Source organism: Mycolicibacterium palauense, from assembly GCF_002592005.1.
Lineage (GTDB): Bacteria > Actinomycetota > Actinomycetes > Mycobacteriales > Mycobacteriaceae > Mycobacterium > Mycobacterium palauense.
The window spans coordinates 33,618-49,130 of sequence record NZ_NVQF01000041.1; the positions used below are offsets into that span (position 1 = coordinate 33,618).

14 protein-coding genes are annotated in these 15,513 nt (G+C 67.7%); 9 read left to right on the forward strand and 5 right to left on the reverse strand.

Annotation, left to right across the window (positions count from 1 at the left end):
* Window positions 1-131: 131 nt before the first annotated feature.
* From CSR00_RS16950 to CSR00_RS16975, 6 genes are all read left to right on the forward strand, one after another.
* The gene (locus CSR00_RS16950; RefSeq protein WP_281259729.1) at window positions 132-1,097 is read left to right on the forward strand and encodes a sugar-binding transcriptional regulator; all 966 of its coding nucleotides are present in this window, start codon (window positions 132-134) and stop codon (window positions 1,095-1,097) included.
* Window positions 1,098-1,278: 181 nt separating this feature from the next.
* Window positions 1,279-2,595 (forward strand): ABC transporter substrate-binding protein, encoded by a 1,317-nt coding sequence (locus tag CSR00_RS16955; RefSeq protein ID WP_099023586.1) that lies wholly within the window; start codon window positions 1,279-1,281, stop codon window positions 2,593-2,595.
* Window positions 2,592-3,554 (forward strand): carbohydrate ABC transporter permease, encoded by a 963-nt coding sequence (locus tag CSR00_RS16960; protein WP_099023587.1) that lies wholly within the window; start codon window positions 2,592-2,594, stop codon window positions 3,552-3,554. The genes CSR00_RS16955 and CSR00_RS16960 overlap by 4 nt, the downstream gene beginning before the upstream one ends.
* Window positions 3,554-4,426 carry a carbohydrate ABC transporter permease gene (locus CSR00_RS16965; protein WP_176562107.1) on the forward strand — a complete coding sequence of 291 codons (873 nt, stop codon included), beginning with the start codon at window positions 3,554-3,556 and terminating at the stop codon, window positions 4,424-4,426. Before CSR00_RS16960 ends, CSR00_RS16965 begins: the two co-directional genes overlap by 1 nt.
* 44 nt (window positions 4,427-4,470) lie before the next feature.
* On the forward strand, window positions 4,471-5,556 hold the full coding sequence (locus CSR00_RS16970; RefSeq protein WP_099023588.1) for an ABC transporter ATP-binding protein: 1,086 nt from the start codon (window positions 4,471-4,473) through the stop codon (window positions 5,554-5,556).
* Window positions 5,557-5,594: 38 nt separating this feature from the next.
* Complete coding sequence (locus CSR00_RS16975; RefSeq protein WP_099023589.1) at window positions 5,595-7,844, forward strand: ATP-dependent DNA ligase; 2,250 nt, start codon at window positions 5,595-5,597, stop codon at window positions 7,842-7,844.
* Between the two features lie 163 nt (window positions 7,845-8,007).
* On the opposite strand, the gene CSR00_RS16980 is transcribed toward CSR00_RS16975, so the two are convergent.
* On the reverse strand, window positions 8,008-9,288 hold the full coding sequence (locus tag CSR00_RS16980; RefSeq protein ID WP_099023590.1) for a cytochrome P450: 1,281 nt from the start codon (window positions 9,286-9,288) through the stop codon (window positions 8,008-8,010).
* Window positions 9,289-9,342: 54 nt separating this feature from the next.
* Window positions 9,343-9,555 carry a ferredoxin gene (locus tag CSR00_RS16985; protein WP_407662462.1) on the reverse strand — a complete coding sequence of 71 codons (213 nt, stop codon included), beginning with the start codon at window positions 9,553-9,555 and terminating at the stop codon, window positions 9,343-9,345.
* 121 nt (window positions 9,556-9,676) lie between these two features.
* Between CSR00_RS16985 and CSR00_RS16990 the strand changes: the two genes are divergently transcribed.
* Window positions 9,677-10,285, forward strand: a complete 609-nt coding sequence (locus CSR00_RS16990; protein WP_099023591.1) for a TetR/AcrR family transcriptional regulator — start codon at window positions 9,677-9,679, stop codon at window positions 10,283-10,285.
* 156 nt (window positions 10,286-10,441) lie between these two features.
* A complete protein-coding gene (locus tag CSR00_RS16995) occupies window positions 10,442-11,281 on the forward strand; it encodes a mycofactocin-coupled SDR family oxidoreductase (protein WP_099023592.1) in 840 nt (279 codons plus the stop codon).
* A 108-nt stretch (window positions 11,282-11,389) separates the two neighbouring features.
* On the opposite strand, the gene rnhA is transcribed toward CSR00_RS16995, so the two are convergent.
* Genes rnhA through CSR00_RS17010 form a run of 3 tightly spaced genes read right to left on the reverse strand, consistent with a single transcriptional unit; the run spans window position 11,390 to window position 14,482 of the window.
* Window positions 11,390-11,884: a ribonuclease HI gene (gene rnhA, locus CSR00_RS17000; protein WP_099023593.1), complete on the reverse strand. Its 495-nt coding sequence runs from the start codon at window positions 11,882-11,884 to the stop codon at window positions 11,390-11,392.
* Between the two features lie 35 nt (window positions 11,885-11,919).
* Window positions 11,920-12,579: a VOC family protein gene (locus CSR00_RS17005; protein ID WP_099023594.1), complete on the reverse strand. Its 660-nt coding sequence runs from the start codon at window positions 12,577-12,579 to the stop codon at window positions 11,920-11,922.
* A 25-nt stretch (window positions 12,580-12,604) separates the two neighbouring features.
* Window positions 12,605-14,482: a propionyl-CoA synthetase gene (locus tag CSR00_RS17010; RefSeq protein ID WP_099023595.1), complete on the reverse strand. Its 1,878-nt coding sequence runs from the start codon at window positions 14,480-14,482 to the stop codon at window positions 12,605-12,607.
* 85 nt (window positions 14,483-14,567) lie between these two features.
* On the opposite strand from CSR00_RS17010, the gene CSR00_RS17015 reads away from it, so the two are divergent.
* Window positions 14,568-15,368: an enoyl-CoA hydratase/isomerase family protein gene (locus CSR00_RS17015; protein WP_099023596.1), complete on the forward strand. Its 801-nt coding sequence runs from the start codon at window positions 14,568-14,570 to the stop codon at window positions 15,366-15,368.
* Window positions 15,369-15,513 lie beyond the last annotated feature (145 nt).

Consider the following 15,513-nt stretch of genomic DNA (forward strand, 5'->3'; position numbering starts at 1 on the left):
GTGATGAGCATCTACTCGCACCCGTGAGCAAATGCTCACGAGAAAGGCGGCCTGGCGTGACGCTTGCGGACAGCGGTCGGGACACGGCGAACGTCACTGCGGCGCAGACCGACGGGGCGCGGGCCGAGGACCTGCGCCTGGCTTTGCGTGCCGCCACCATGTACTACGTCGACGGCATGACCCAGGCCGAGATCGCCCAGCGGCTCGGCGTCTCACGGCCCACCGCCGGCCGGCTCGTCGCCCGCGCCAAGGCCCGCGGCCTGGTGCGGATCGAGATCGTGGTGCCGCCCGCCCTGCGTGACGACCTGCACGCCGAGGAGGAACGCGCCCTCGAGCACCGGTTCGGGTTGACCGAGGCGGTGGTGGCCGGCCACGGCGTCGCCGCCGAGGCCACCGTGCGGCCCGAGGCCTACGCCAGTCTGGGGCGGGCGGCGGCCACACTGCTGCTGCGCCGCCTCGCGGCCGGCGACACCCTGGGGTTCACCTGGGGGCCCGAGACGGTCGCCATGGCGCGCGCCCTGACCCCCGGCGTGAGCACCTGCCGCGCGGTGGTCCAGCTGGACGGCTCGATGTCGACGGCGGCCTACCAGACCGGCGCCGAGTACATCCTCAGCCGATGCGGCGAGCTGTTGCACGCCGACACGTACCGGCTGCCGGCACCGCTGTACGCCGATCCCGCCACCGTCGCCTCGATCCGTGCCGACTCCGGGATGTCGCGCACCCTGCAGGCCGGTCGCGGCGCGGCGGTGATGGTCTTCGGGATCGGCGCCGTCTCGGCCTCCACCACGCTGTTCGAGGGCAGCTTCCTCGACACTTCGATGCTCGACGAACTGGTGGCGCTGGGCGCCGTCGGAGAGATCGGCGGGCGCTTCTTCGACGCCTCGGGAGTCCCGGTGGATTCCGACCTGCAGAGCCGGACGGTCTCGGTGGAGCTGTCCGACATCCGGGACTGCCCGACGACGATCCTGGTCGCCAGCGGCGCGGTCAAGCACCGCGCCGTGCTGGGTGCCCTGCGCGGCAAGCTGGCCCGGCTCCTGGTATGCGACATCGACTGCGCCCGATGGCTTCTGAGCCAATCCGAGGGGGCGGGACAGTGAAGACCGTCTCGATGAAGGTTCGACACCGGAGTTTCGGCGGCCAAGGTTTCGGCGGCCAAGATTTCGGCGGCCAAGGTTTCGGCGGCCAAGGTTTCGGCCGTCAAGAGTTCAACAGCCGAGATTTCAACAGAGTGAGGTGAAGGTGAAGTCCCAACGAAGAGCGCTACACCGGCTGGCCCTGATGGTCGCCGCGGTCGGACTGTTGTTCACCTCCGGGTGTGCGGGTGCCGGCAGCATCGGTACGTCCGAGGACACCGTCACCATCGCCATGGTGTCGAACTCGCAGATGACCGACGCACGGTCGCTGGCCGACAACTTCGAACAGGCCAACCCCGACATTAAACTGAAGTTCATCACGCTGTCGGAGAACCAGGCGCGGGCCAAGATCACCGCCTCCACGGCGATGGGCGGCGGCGAGTTCGACGTCGTGATGATCAGCAACTACGAGACCCCGCAGTGGGCCGAGAACGGCTGGCTGGTCAACCTGTCCGACTACATCGCCAACACACCGGGTTACGACCAGGACGACTTCATTCCCTCGCTGCGGGAGTCGCTGTCCTACCAGGGCGACATGTACTCGGTCCCGTTCTACGGCGAGTCCTCGTTCCTGATGTACCGCAAGGACCTCTTCGAGCAGGCCGGGATCGACATGCCGCGCAACCCCAGCTGGCAGCAGGTCGCCGAGGCCGCCGCCAAGCTCGACGGTCCCGACATGGTGGGCATCTGCCTGCGCGGCAAGCCCGGCTGGGGTGAGGTGCTCGCCCCGCTGGACACGGTGATCAACACCGCCGGCGGCCGGTGGTACGACATGGACTGGAACGCCCAGCTGACCACCCCCGAGGTGGAGAAGGCCGTGCAGTTCTACGTCGATCTGGTCCGCGCCCACGGCGAGCCCGGAGCGGCCACGAGCGGATTCAGCGAATGCGCCACGCAGTTCGCCCAGGGCCGCGCGGCCATGTGGTACGACGCCACCTCGGCGGTGTCGGTGCTGGAGGACCCGGCCTCGTCCAAGGTGGTCGGCAAGGTCGGGTACGCCATGGCGCCGACGATGATCAAGCCCGACTCCGGCTGGCTCTACACCTGGTCACTGGGAATCCCTCAGGCGGCCAAGAACAAGGACGCCGCCTGGAAGTTCATCTCGTGGATGACCGACAAGAACTACATCAAGCTCGTCGGCAACGAACTGGGCTGGGAGCGGGTCCCGCCGGGCAGTCGGCTCTCGACCTACCAGATCCCGCAGTACAAGGAGGCATCGAAGGCCTTCGGGCAGCTGACCCTGGACTCCATCGAGGGTGCTGACCCGCTGCACCCGACGGTGCAGCCGGTGCCCTACACCGGCGTGCAGTTCCTGGCCATCCCCGAGTTCCAGGATCTGGGCACCCGGGTGTCCCAGCAGATCAGCGCGGCCATCGCCGGACAGAAATCGGTGACCGACGCGCTGGCCCAGTCGCAGAAGTACGCCGAGGTCGTCGGCAAGACCTACCAGGAGCAGCCATGACAGCCACCGCGCCTCCGGTTTCCGAGACCGAGGAAGCCCACGTCGCCCGGATCAAGAAGGACCAGGACCCCGGGGTCTCCCGGGCCGAGGGCTGGCGGCGGCGGGGGCCCCTGCTGCCGGCGCTGATCTTCATGATCGTCGTCACCCAGATCCCGTTCCTGTTCACGCTGTACTACTCGACCCTGTCGTGGAACCTGGTCCGGCCCGGCTCGCGGCACTTCATCGGCATACAGAACTACGTCGACGTCGTGCAGGACGGCACGTTCTGGCAGGTGGCGTTCAACACCGTGTTCCTGATCGTGGCCACGGTGCTGATCTCGGTGCTCCTGGGACTGGGGCTGGCGCTGCTGCTGGACCGGGTGTTCCTCGGTCGCGGCGTGGTGCGCACGCTGCTGATCACACCGTTCCTGGTGACCCCCGTCGCCGGGGCACTGATGTGGAAGACCGCGATGCTCGACCCGGTCTTCGGCATCGTCAACTGGGTGCTGTCCCCGTTCGGCGTGCACCACGTCGACTGGGTCAGCCGGTTCCCGCTGACCTCGGTGATCATCGCCCTGGTCTGGCAGTGGACACCGTTCATGATGCTGCTGATCCTGGCCGGGCTGCAGTCGATGCCCCGCGACATCCTGGAGGCCGGCCGCGTCGACGGAGCCGGCGCATTCCAGTTGTTCCGCGAGCTGACCCTGCCGCACCTGCGCCGGTTCATCGAACTCGGCGTGGTACTGGGCGCGATCTATCTGGTCAACACGTTCGACCAGATCTACATGATGACCCAGGGCGGGCCGGGCACGGCCAGTTCGAACCTGCCGTTCTACATCTACCAGCGCGCCTTCCTGGGCTTCGACATCGGGCAGGCGGCCGCGATGGGCGTGATCGTCGTGCTGTTCACGATCGTCATCGCCAGCTTCGCGCTTCGCATGATCTTCAAGACGTTCACCGGCAAGGAAGAGGCAGCCTGATGACCGCTGTAGCCGAAACCCCCACCGAGGAAACCGCTTCGGCGGGCCATGCCAAGAAAGTCAAGCACCGCAGGTTCGACCCCTGGGGGGTGGTGGCCTGGATCGCCGGGCTGGGGTTCTTCTTCCCGGTGTTCTGGATGGTGCTCACCGCCTTCAAGCAGGAGGTCGACGCCTACACCACGACACCGAAGTTCTTCTTCGTGCCCACCCTCGACGAGTTCCGGGCGGTGTTCGACCAGGGGATGGGGACGGCGTTCCTCAACTCGCTGTTCGCCACCGTGATGTCGACGATCCTGGTGCTCGCGCTCGGGGTGCCCGCGGCGTTCGCGCTGTCGCTGCGACCGGTCCGCAAGACCCAGGACGCGTTGTTCTTCTTCATCAGCACCAAGATGCTGCCGATCGTCGCCGTGATCGTCCCGCTGTATGTGATCGTGTCGAATATCGGCCTGCTGGACAACATCTGGGTGCTGGTGGTGCTCTACACCGCGATGAACCTGCCGATCGCGGTGTGGATGATGCGTTCGTTCTTCCTGGAGGTCCCGGGCGAGCTGCTGGAGGCCGCAAGCCTCGACGGCGCCAGCCTGTGGCGCTCGGTGCGCGAGGTCATCCTGCCGCTGGTCTCGCCCGGTATCGCCGCGACGGCGCTGATCTGTGTGATCTTCGCGTGGAACGAATTCTTCTTCGCGGTGAACCTGACCGCGGTGCAGGCGCAGACGATGCCGGTGTTCCTGGTCGGCTTCATCACCGGCGAGGGGCTGTACTGGGCCAAGTTGTGCGCGGCGGCCACGATGGCCGCCCTGCCGGTGGTTCTGGCCGGCTGGATCGCGCAGAACAAGCTGGTCCGGGGGCTGTCCTTCGGAGCCATCAAGTAACCCTCCGCCCGTCTCTCCTCCACCCGTCCAGAAAGGCACAACCCATGGCCACCATCACCTACCGCAACGCCTCGTGCATCTACGAGGGCTCCGACAAACTGGCCGTCGACTCGCTGAACCTCGATATCGCCGACGGCGAGTTCGTCGTCCTGGTCGGGCCGTCGGGCTCCGGCAAGAGCACCGCGTTGCGCATGCTCGCCGGGCTCGAGGACATCGACGAGGGCGCCATCGAGATCGGCGGCAGGAACATGAGGGGGGTGCCGTCGAAGGACCGCGACATCGCCATGGTGTTCCAGAACTACGCGCTGTATCCGAACAAGACGGTCGCCGAGAACATGGGCTTCGCGCTGAAACTGCGCGGAGTCTCCGAATCCGAGCGGCGCCACAAGGTCGAGGAGGCCGCCAAGCTGCTCGATCTGTCCGACTTCCTGGATCGCAAGCCCGCCAAGCTGTCCGGCGGGCAGCGTCAGCGCGTGGCCATGGGCCGTGCCATCGTGCGGGAGCCGCAGGTGTTCTGCATGGACGAGCCGCTGAGCAACCTCGACGCCAAACTGCGGGTGCAGACCCGCACGCAGATCGCCGCGCTGCAGCGGCGGCTGGGCACCACCACCGTCTACGTCACCCACGACCAGGTGGAGGCCATGACGATGGGCGACCGGGTGGCGGTGTTGCGCAACGGCAAACTGCAGCAGTTCGCCTCGCCCACCGAGCTCTACGACAACCCCGCCAACGCGTTCGTCGCTGGCTTCATCGGTTCACCGGCGATGAACCTGCTGACCGCGCCGGTGGTCGCCGAGGGTGTGCGCGTAGGGGAGAACTCGACACTGGAGCTCGAGCGCGACCAGTTGAGCAAGCTGCACGACGCCGGCGTCGACGAGGTGACCGTCGGCGTGCGACCCGAACAGCTGCAGGTCTCCGACTCCGGCAGCGGGATCGAGGTGGTCGTCGATCTGGTCGAGGATCTCGGCAGCGAGGCCTACATCTACGCCCACGCCGCCCCGGGGATCGACCTGGTGGCCCGGACCCTGGCCCGCACGCCGGCCCGGCTGGCCGACACCATCCGGCTGCGCAAGACTCCCGACGGCGTGGTGCACCTGTTCCACCCGAAGACCGGAGAGCGCATCTCTTAGCCGGTGCCCGGCCGGTCTCGGGGTATACGTTGACCCCGATGGAGTCGAGACAGCCGCGGGTCACGCTGACCAACGCCGACAAGGTGCTCTACCCGCAGACGGGCACCGTGAAGGCCGACGTCTTCGACTACTACACCGCGGTCGCCGAGGCCATGCTGCCGCACACCGCCGGGCGGCCCGCGACGCGCAAGCGCTGGCCCAACGGCGTGCGCGAGCCGGCGTTCTTCGAAAAGCAGCTGGCCACCTCGGCTCCGGGCTGGCTGCACCGCGGCCGCGTCACCCACCGCTCCGGCACCACCACCTACCCGATCATCGACAGCGCCGACGCGCTGGCCTGGATCGGTCAGCAGGCCGCACTGGAAGTCCATGTGCCGCAGTGGCGTTTCGTCGACGGGAAGCCGGGACCGGCCACCCGCCTGGTGTTCGACCTGGACCCCGGCGAGGACGTCGGCATGGACCAGCTGTGCTGGGTGGCCCGCGCGGTGCGCGACCTGATGGACGACATCGGCCTGCCGACCTACCCGTTGACCAGCGGGAGCAAGGGATTGCACCTGTACGCCCGGTTCCCCGAACCGGTCAGCTCGCGCGGGGCGGTGACGCTGGCCAAACGCGTTGCCCAGCAGCTCGAACAGTCCCTGCCCGAGCTGGTCACCTCGACGATGACCAGGAGCCTGCGCGCGGGCAAGGTGTTCGTCGACTGGAGCCAGAACAGCGCGTCCAAGACGACGATCGCGCCCTACTCGCTGCGGGGCCGCGAGGAGCCCACGGTGGCCGCGCCCCGCGGCTGGGACGAACTCGACGACCCGGATCTGCGCCAGCTGCAGTACCGCGAGGTCCTGGAAAGGCTGTCCCGCGACGGCGATCTGCTCGCCGAACTGGACCCGCCGCTTCCCGACGGGGACCGGCTGAGCACCTACCGCAGCATGCGCGACGCCGCCCGCACCCCCGAGCCGGTACCGGAGGCCAGACCTGCTGTCGGCCAGGACAACACCTTCGTCATCCAGGAACACCACGCCCGCCGGCTGCACTACGACTTCCGGCTCGAACGGGACGGGGTGCTGGTCTCCTGGGCCATCCCGAAGAACCTGCCCGAGAGCCCCGCGGTGAACCACCTGGCGGTGCACACCGAGGACCACCCCCTGGAGTACGCGACCTTCGCCGGCTCGATTCCCCAGGGCGAGTACGGCGGCGGCGAGGTCAGCATCTGGGACTCCGGCACCTACGACACCGAGAAATTCATCGACACTCCCGAGAGGGGAGAGGTCATCGTCACCCTGCACGGCTCCCGGGTCTCCGGCCGCTACGCGCTGATCCGCACCGACGGCAAGAACTGGCTGGCCCACCGCACCAAGGAGCAACCCGAGCTGGCCTTTGCGGATCTGGCTCCGATGCTGGCCACCCCCGGTTCGGTGGCACGCCTGACCGCCGCGGGGTGGGCCTTCGAGGGCAAGTGGGACGGTTACCGACTGCTCGTCGACGCCGACCACGGCAGGGTCCGGCTGCGCTCGCGCAGCGGCCGCGACGTTACCGCGGAGTATCCCCAACTCGGCGCGCTGGCCGCCGACATCGACGAACACCACGCGCTGCTCGACGGCGAGGTGGTCGCGTTCGGCGAGGAGGGAGTGCCCAGCTTCGGGGCGATCCAGAACCGCACCCGCACCAGCCATCTCGAGTTCTGGGCGTTCGACCTGCTCTATCTGGACGGCCGCTCGCTGCTCAACGCCGCCTATCGCGACCGCCGGCGCCTGCTGGAAACGCTGACCGAGGGCACCGATCTGGTGGTGCCCGCCCGGATCCCCGGCGACGGCGCCGACGCACTGGCCCACTCCCGCACGCGGAAGTGGGAGGGCGTCGTGGCCAAGAAATGGGATTCGACCTACCAACCCGGTCGCCGGTCGAGCTCGTGGATCAAGGACAAGAACTGGAACACCCAGGAGGTGGTGATCGGCGGCTGGCGGCAGGGGGAGGGTGGCCGGTCGGGAGGAATCGGTGCGCTGCTGATGGGCATCCCCGGCGACGGTGGCCTGGACTTCGTCGGCCGGGTGGGCACCGGCTTCAGCGAACGGCAGCTCACCGAACTCAAGGAGGCACTGGAACCGCTGCGCACCGACACCTCGCCGTTCACCACCGAGCTGACCGGGCCCGACGCCAAGGGGGTCAGCTTCGTGCAGCCGCGCCTGGTCGGTGAGGTCCGCTACGGCGAGTGGACCTCCGACGGCCGGTTACGGCATCCGAGCTGGCGCGGGCTGCGCCCCGACAAGAAGCCGGCCGAGGTGGTCCGCGAGTAGATGCGTGCAGGGACAGCACTTCGCGCGTCTGCTCAACAAACCGTTTCACAGACTTGGAACCGTGGGCCCGAAATCGTCTGAGCCTGAAGGTTCATCGAGGTTCGATGCGGTTTCTGGGGAACGTCTCGGGCCCGGGACACGCCCTTGCCGATCGAGGGCTGCGTCACTCCGCACGGTCGAAATCGATGTGCAGTTCGGTCAGCCCGCGCAAGAGAAATGTCGGCTCATAGGCGTAGGTGCGCGCCCCGGCGGGGCCGTGAAAGTTCTGGTCGATGCGGATTCCGCTCATCCGGTCGAGCAGTCGTCGCACGGTGATCTGCCCCTCGACGCGCGCCAGCGGTGCACCGGCGCAGGTGTGGATGCCGCGGCCGAACGCGATGTGCTCGCGGACGTTCCTGCGGTCGGGCTGAAACTCATGCGGATCGTCGAACTTGCGCGGATCGCGGTTTGCCGCACCCAGGCACAGCATGACGACCGTGCCGGCAGGCAGCAGCACGCCGCCCAGCTCGGTGGTCTTGCGGACCAGGCGGAAGTCGACCTTCGTAGGGGAGTGCATCCGCAGCGCTTCCTCGATGAATGTTGGTATGCGATCTGGGTCTTCGCGCAGGCTCTGTTGGTACTCGGGACGGTCGCCGAGCACCTGCACCGCGGCAGACAGCAGTTTGGTCACGGTTTCCTGTCCCGCGGCGAATAGGAATGTCGCGGGTTTGACGAGTTCGATCAGTTCCGGTGTTGAGCCGTCGGGATAAAGTGCAGCTGCCATTCCTGACAGGACGTCGTCACGCGGATCGGCGCGCCGGGCGGCCAGGTACCCGAGGAACTTGTCGTCGAGGTACTGCAATGGGTCCAGCCCGACCGGTTCGCCGTCGAGAGCACCGACCCTGTTGCCGCCCGGACGCTCGGCGCCGAGCGCTGCCAGAAACTCCGGCCGGTCCTGGTCCGGAACGCCGAGCAGATCGATGATCGCCGAGGTGGCGAATGGTTTGGCATACTCCGACAGAAACTCGCAGCGGCCATTCTCGATGAACTGATCGATCTGTTGGTCGACCAGCTGCCACATGAAGTCCTCGTTCTCCTTCAGACGTCGCGGCGTCAACAGCTTGCTCAGCAGCGAGCGGGCCTTCTCGTGCGCCGGGGGATCCATCACCACCATGTGTTCATGGATCGGGAACAGGTGGCGGTGGGCCTCGATCTGCTCGCTGATGTCGTCGCCCTCAGGCGTGAACGGCATCGGCGGGAACGGCCCGCCGATGGCATTGACCGCCGAGAAGCTCGCATGGTCCTTGAATGCGGCCATCACCTCCTGATAGCCGGTGACCGCGACGACTCCCTGATGCGGCTCGCGGAAGACCGGATTCTGCTCACGCAGGGCGTCGAAGTACGCATAGGGGTCTTGCGCGAGAGCCGGGTCGGAGAAGAAGTCGACGGATGCCAGATCGGTCATGGCCTCGGTTGTCCTTTCATGGGAATTCTGTTGGGGTCGGCATGGGCTGCACTGTCAGGCTTCGACGATGCTGATGGCACCGCGCGGGCATGCGTCGACGGCCGCCCGGACGAGTTGCCATTGCTCCTCGGACGGTTGCCGGATGCACGTGGCCACATCGTCGTCGGAGAGGTCGAAGAGTTCGGGACCCGACTCGATGCACAGTGCGTGGCCCTCGCACAGCTGTGGATCGATGATCACCCGTCTACTGCTGTTCGACATCGCCATCCGCCGTTCCTGTCGTCTGCACTTCGCAAATGCTGATCGACTGACCAAATTGCTAGAATGCTGCATGCTTACCACGGCGCAGGATCGAGGGTCAAGCAATCGAACACCAGGAGCGCACTGAATGGCTGCACCCCGCAAGACCCGATCCGCGGACAACGGTGCGCGTCAACGCCTGATCGAGGCAACCGCGAAGATCATGCGCGATGAGGGATATGCGGCGGCAACCTCGCGGCGGGTGGCCGCTGAGGCCGGCGTCAAGCAGGCGCTCGTCTACTATTACTTCCCCTCGATGGACGATTTGTTCGTCGAGGTGTTGCGCGCCGGCGCCGAGGCCTCTCTGGAGCACATGCGTGTCGCCCTCGCCGACGACGACCCGTTGTTCACGTTGTGGAAGCTGAACAACGACGCGCGGATGTCAGTCCTGAACACCGAGTTCATGGCGTTGGCCAACCATCGGAAGGCCATTCGCGCGGAACTGAAGGCCTTCGCCGAACGGGTGCGTGATATCGAAACCGCTGCCGTGACGGTTGCGCTGCACGCTAGGGGGGTTGACCTTCAGGCATACCCGCCGGTCGCGGTCGCCATGCTGATCGCGCAGACCGCGCGCAGTCTGTGCAACGAAGACGCTGTCGGCGTCACTCTCGGGCATCAAGAACTCCGCGATTTCGTCGAGCGGCAACTGCAGTTGCTGGCCGAATCGGCGCCGAATGCGACGGGCGCCGGGCCGTAGCCGGCCGCCCGTCAGGCCATCGTGGTTTCCTGCGGGTGTTGACAGCCGGTCTGTGGACTGCGATCCTTCCTGATCGATCGACCAGTTCGATCGTCAAGTGGACATGGACATGCCGGCCAGGTCGGTCTTGGGCGGTCAGAGAAACGAGGTGGTCCCATGGGTGGGCGGGTAGCAGGCAAGGTCGCGTTCGTCACGGGCGCGGCTCGCGGCCAGGGCCGCAGCCACGCGGTGCGGTTGGCTGAAGAAGGCGCCGACATCATCGCGGTCGACATCTGCGGTCCGATCAGTCCCGACAGTCAGATCGCGCCGTCGAACCCCGACGATCTCGCTCAGACCGCGGAACTGGTCAAGAATCTCGACCGGCGCATCGCCACCGCCCAGGTCGACGTCCGAGACTACGACGCCGTCAAATCGGCACTGGACAACGCCGTCGAACAGCTCGGGCGCCTCGACATCGTCGTCGCCAACGCCGGCATCGGCAACGGCGGACAGACACTGGACAAAACCAGCCAGGAAGACTGGGACGATATGATCGGAGTCAACCTCTCGGGCGTCTGGAAGAGCGTCAAAGCCGCTGTCCCATACCTGATTTCTAGTGGCACCGGAGGATCGATCGTCCTCACCAGTTCGGTCGGTGGTCTGAAGGCCTACCCCAACACCGGGCACTACATCGCCGCCAAACACGGCGTCATCGGCCTCATGCGCACCTTCGCCGTCGAACTCGGCCAGCACTTCATCCGCGTCAACGCCGTATGTCCCACCAACGTCGACACCCCGATGTTCATGAACGACGGCACGATGAGGTTGTTCCGTCCGGATCTGGAGCACCCCGGCCCAGCCGACCTTAAGGTCGCCGCCCAGTTCATGCACACCCTGCCCATCGGCTGGGTCGAACCGGTCGACATCAGCAACGCCGTACTGTTCCTGGCCTCCGACGAAGCGCGATACATCACCGGCGTCCCGCTGCCCGTCGACGCCGGCAGCCTGCTCAAGTAGCCGGGTGAATGAGCCCGGGCTGAGTCGGCGTCCGTCCGGGTGTCGGCCGGTCAGCGAAACTACACCTCGAATAACGCGCCTTCGTGCCAGTTGACTGCGAGCCGCCGTTCACCGGCCGCTGAGCGCCTGCTGCAGACCGCGGGTCGCCAGCCGGTCGGCCAGCTCGTTGTCGTCGATACCGGAATGCCCCTTGACCCAGAACCATTCGACGGTGTGCCGCGCACAGGCCAGCCGCAGCCGCTTCCACAGGTCGACGTTCTTCACCGGCTGCTTGGCGGCGGTCAGCCATCCGTTGCGTTCCCAGCCGAGAACCCACTTGGTGATGCCGTTGCGGACGTAGGTGCTGTCGGTGTACAGGTGCACGACCACGGGTCTGGTCAGCGCCTCCAGCGCCATGATCGGTGCCGTCAGCTCCATCCGGTTGTTGCTCGTGTCACCGGCCTCGCCGCCGCACATCTCCCGGACATGCTCCCGCTGGCGCAGGACCGCGCCCCACCCGCCGGGCCCGGGGTTGGGCCGGCACCCGCCGTCGGTGTGGATAACCACGGTGTCGAGCGTGGTTTGTCCGTGGATGTCCACGCGGCGCAGCCCGGGCTCGGTCATGCAGCGAGGATAGTCACGGGGTCCGGGCAACCGGCTCAGCGACGCACTTGCGCCGAGATCATCGCCGAGTGCACCGACATGCCCAACCGGTCATGGCGCAGCGTGGTGATCCGGCGGCCGGGTTGCACCGCGTCCTTGACCGGGGTGGCGTGCTCGCCGAAGAAGGCCGCGGTGGCGTCGATGTCGGCGACGACATAGGTGATCCCCCACAGTGTCGCCGGGCCCTCGTCGGTGCGCCCCGGTGAGCCGACGACCTCGATGATCACGTCGTCGAAGCGGAAGAAGACCTGTCGCATGGGCCGCCCGCCGAGTGTGCCGTCGCGTTCCCGCCGCGGTCGCACGCCGATGTCGGCCAGGGCCGCGACCGTGCGGGCCAGGTCCGGTGACAGCAGCACGATGTGGTCGATCGAAATGACCCCGTTGGGGTGCTCGGCCGGTGCGCAGGCGAGGGCCGCCGAGCGCGTCGTCGGGACCCCGTCGAGGTCGTCGCGGGGCGGCCGCGGCGGCAGGCCGCGCAGGGACCATCCGAGGATGCCGGTGCCGCGGTCGCGTCCGACCAGCCGCACGCGTACGCCGCCGATGCGGCCGACGGCATCCGAGCCGGTATCCCCGTCGATGCTGTCGATGCTGAAGCCGGCCCGCCGCCAGGCCGCGGCCGGATCGGCGACCACCAGCTCGTCGACGGCGACGGTCATGGGCGGCGCACCGGGCGGGGGCGGATCAGGAGTCGGCGGCCAGAATGGGGCGCAACGCGTCCAGCACCGAAGCGTCCTCGATCGTCGACGGCACCGGCTCGTCGCGGCCGGCGGCGATGCCGCGCAACGTCTTCCGCAGGATCTTGCCCGAGCGGGTCTTGGGCAGCGCCGGCACCACGTCGACCAGCTTGAACGCCGCCACCGCGCCGATCTCGTCGCGCACCAGCTGGATCAGATCGGCGGCCAGGCCCTCGGGCGAGGCCCCCGCCTTGAGCACCACCAGTCCGCGCGGGGCCTGCCCCTTGATCGGGTCGGTCACGCCGATCACCGCGCACTCGGCGACCGCCGGGTGGGTGGCCAGCACCTCCTCGATCGCACCGGTGGACAACCGGTGGCCCGCCACGTTGATCACGTCGTCGATGCGGCCCATCACGAACAGGTAGCCGTCGGTGTCGAAGTGGCCGCCGTCCCCGGTGAGGTAGTAGCCGGGGTGCTCGGAGAGGTAGGAGGCCTCGAACCGCTCGTCGGCGTGCCACAACGTGGGCAGCGTGCCCGGTGGCAGCGGCAGCTGGATGCAGATCGCCCCCTCCTGGCCGGGATCGCACCCGTAGCCGTCGTCGTGCAGGATCTGCACGTCGTAGCCGGGCATCGGCACCGTGGGCGATCCGGCCTTGATGGGCATCGGCTCGACGCCCATCGGGTTGGCGGCGATCGCCCAGCCGGTCTCGGTCTGCCACCAGTGGTCGATCACCGGGATGCCCAGATGTTCGCTGGCCCAGTGGTAGGTGTCGGGATCGAGACGCTCGCCGGCGACGAACAGGTAGCGCAACGTCGAGCGGTCGTACTTGGTGACGTAGGTGGCCTCGGGATCCTCCTTGCGGATCACCCGGATCGCGGTCGGGGCGGTGAACAGGGCCTTGACGCCGTGCTCGGTGACGACCCGCCAGAACGTGCCCGGATCGGGGGTGCCGACCGGCTTGCCCTCGAAGAGCACGGTGGTGGCCCCCAGCAGCAGCGGCGCGTACACGATGTAGGAGTGGCCGACGACCCAGCCGACGTCCGAGGCCGCCCAGAACACCTCGCCGGGGGCCATGTCGTAGATGTGGCGCATGGTCCACAGCAGTGCCACCGCGTGTCCGCCGTTGTCGCGGACGATGCCCTTGGGCTTGCCGGTGGTGCCCGAGGTGTAGAGCACATAGAGGGGGTCGGTGGCCGCCACCGGGACCGGGTCGACCGGTTCGGCCGTGGACATCAGCTCGTCCCAGTCGAGGTCGCGGCCCCTGACCACGTCACAGTGGTGCTGCTCGCGCTGAACCACGACGCAATGCTCGGGCGGGTGGGCGGCCATCCCGATGGCGTCCTCCAGCATCGGCATGTACTCGACGATGCGGGTGGGTTCGATACCGCAGGACGCGGTCACCACCACGTGGGGCCGCACGTCGTCGATGCGCACCGCGAGCTCGTGCGGCGCGAAACCGCCGAACACCACCGAGTGCACCGCACCCAGCCGGGCGCAGGCCAGCATCGCGATGACGGCCTGCGGGATCATCGGCATGTAGAGCACCACCCGGTCGCCCTTGCCGACGCCCAGCCCGCGCAGGGCCCCGGCGAACCGCGCCGTCTCCTCCAGCAGCTCGTTGTAGGTATAGGTGCGCTTGGTGTCGGTCACCGGGGAGTCGTAGATCAGCGCCGCCTGCTCGCCGCGGCCGGCCTGCACATGCCGGTCGAGCGCGTTGGCGCACGTGTTGAGCTCGGCGTCGGGAAACCACCGGTAGAACGGCGGATTGTCGTCGTCGAGGATCCGCTCGGGCGCGCGAGTCCACTGGACCTCGCGGGCCGCCTGGCGCCAGAACGCGGCCGGGTCGGCGATGCTGGCCTCGAACAACTCCCGGTATGCACCCATATGGGGAAACCTATCGCAGCGGGAACTACGACGCGTAGGAGATCGGCGGCTCCTATCCGGTTGGCCGGGCCGCTAGTGTCGGGCCATGCCCGCTGTGCACGCCGAGGTCACCGACGACGGCATCTCGATCCTGACGCTGAACCGGCCGGACAAGCTCAACGCCATCGACGGTGCCCTGCTCGACGGTCTGGACGCGGCGATGGACGACGTCGAGGCCGGGGCGTGCCGGGCCGTGGTGCTGACCGGGGCCGGCCGGGGCTTCTGCGCCGGCGCGGACCTCAGCGGCACCGGGCAGCCCTGGGTGAAGCCCGCCAAGGCCCCCTTCAAGACCAGCTACGACGGCCAGGTCCGGCTGGCCGACCAGCTGACCCGGCTCTACGAACTTCCGGTGCCGGTGATCGCGGCCGTCAACGGTGTCGCCGTCGGCGGCGGACTGGCCTACGCGTTGCACTGTGACATCCGGATCGCCTCGGAGACGGCGCGTTTCGGATCGGTGTTCATCAAGGCCGGATTCTCGTCGCTGGACATGGGCACCAGTTACCTGCTGCCCAAGATCGTCGGCGCCGGCGTCGCGCGGGAACTGATGCTCACCGGCCGCATCATCGACGCCGCGGAGGCGCACCGGATCAACCTCGTCTTCGACGTGGTGCCCGGCGACCGGCTGATCGGGGCCGCCCTGGCCAAGGCCCGCGAGATCACCGCCAACAACCCGTACGGGGTGTGGCAGACCAAGACGGGGCTCAACGTCGCGCTGGACGCGACCAGCCTGCGGCACGCCAAGGAACTGGAGAACCGCACGCAGATCCTGTCGGGGTTCACCAACAACCCGCGGGAGGCCGCGATGGCGCTGCGGGAGAAGCGGGCACCGGTCTGGGACGAGCTGTAGTCCAGCCCACCCCCGCACCCGCAGTTCCAGGTTGCCCCCGCACCTAACGATCCGGTACTCAGATCCACCTCGGCGCGCGGATTGCGCTCTGAGTACCGAATCCGTCGGTGCCGGTAACCGGTCCTTAAACAAAACCTACCGTTGC

What these genes read in the sequence shown, in the direction of transcription:
- CSR00_RS16970 (WP_099023588.1), top strand. Translation starts at nt 4,471, where the DNA reads ATGGCCACCATCACCTACCGCAACGCCTCGTGCATCTACGAGGGCTCC.
- CSR00_RS16975 (WP_099023589.1), top strand. Translation starts at nt 5,595, where the DNA reads ATGGAGTCGAGACAGCCGCGGGTCACGCTGACCAACGCCGACAAGGTG.
- CSR00_RS16955 (WP_099023586.1), top strand. Translation starts at nt 1,279, where the DNA reads ATGGTCGCCGCGGTCGGACTGTTGTTCACCTCCGGGTGTGCGGGTGCC.
- CSR00_RS17015 (WP_099023596.1), top strand. Translation starts at nt 14,568, where the DNA reads ATGCCCGCTGTGCACGCCGAGGTCACCGACGACGGCATCTCGATCCTG.
- rnhA (WP_099023593.1), bottom strand. Translation starts at nt 11,884, where the DNA reads ATGACCGAGCCCGGGCTGCGCCGCGTGGACATCCACGGACAAACCACG.
- CSR00_RS16995 (WP_099023592.1), top strand. Translation starts at nt 10,442, where the DNA reads ATGGGTGGGCGGGTAGCAGGCAAGGTCGCGTTCGTCACGGGCGCGGCT.
- CSR00_RS16985 (WP_407662462.1), bottom strand. Translation starts at nt 9,555, where the DNA reads ATGGCGATGTCGAACAGCAGTAGACGGGTGATCATCGATCCACAGCTG.
- CSR00_RS16980 (WP_099023590.1), bottom strand. Translation starts at nt 9,288, where the DNA reads ATGACCGATCTGGCATCCGTCGACTTCTTCTCCGACCCGGCTCTCGCG.
- CSR00_RS16965 (WP_176562107.1), top strand. Translation starts at nt 3,554, where the DNA reads ATGACCGCTGTAGCCGAAACCCCCACCGAGGAAACCGCTTCGGCGGGC.
- CSR00_RS16960 (WP_099023587.1), top strand. Translation starts at nt 2,592, where the DNA reads ATGACAGCCACCGCGCCTCCGGTTTCCGAGACCGAGGAAGCCCACGTC.
- CSR00_RS17010 (WP_099023595.1), bottom strand. Translation starts at nt 14,482, where the DNA reads ATGGGTGCATACCGGGAGTTGTTCGAGGCCAGCATCGCCGACCCGGCC.
- CSR00_RS17005 (WP_099023594.1), bottom strand. Translation starts at nt 12,579, where the DNA reads ATGACCGTCGCCGTCGACGAGCTGGTGGTCGCCGATCCGGCCGCGGCC.
- CSR00_RS16990 (WP_099023591.1), top strand. Translation starts at nt 9,677, where the DNA reads ATGGCTGCACCCCGCAAGACCCGATCCGCGGACAACGGTGCGCGTCAA.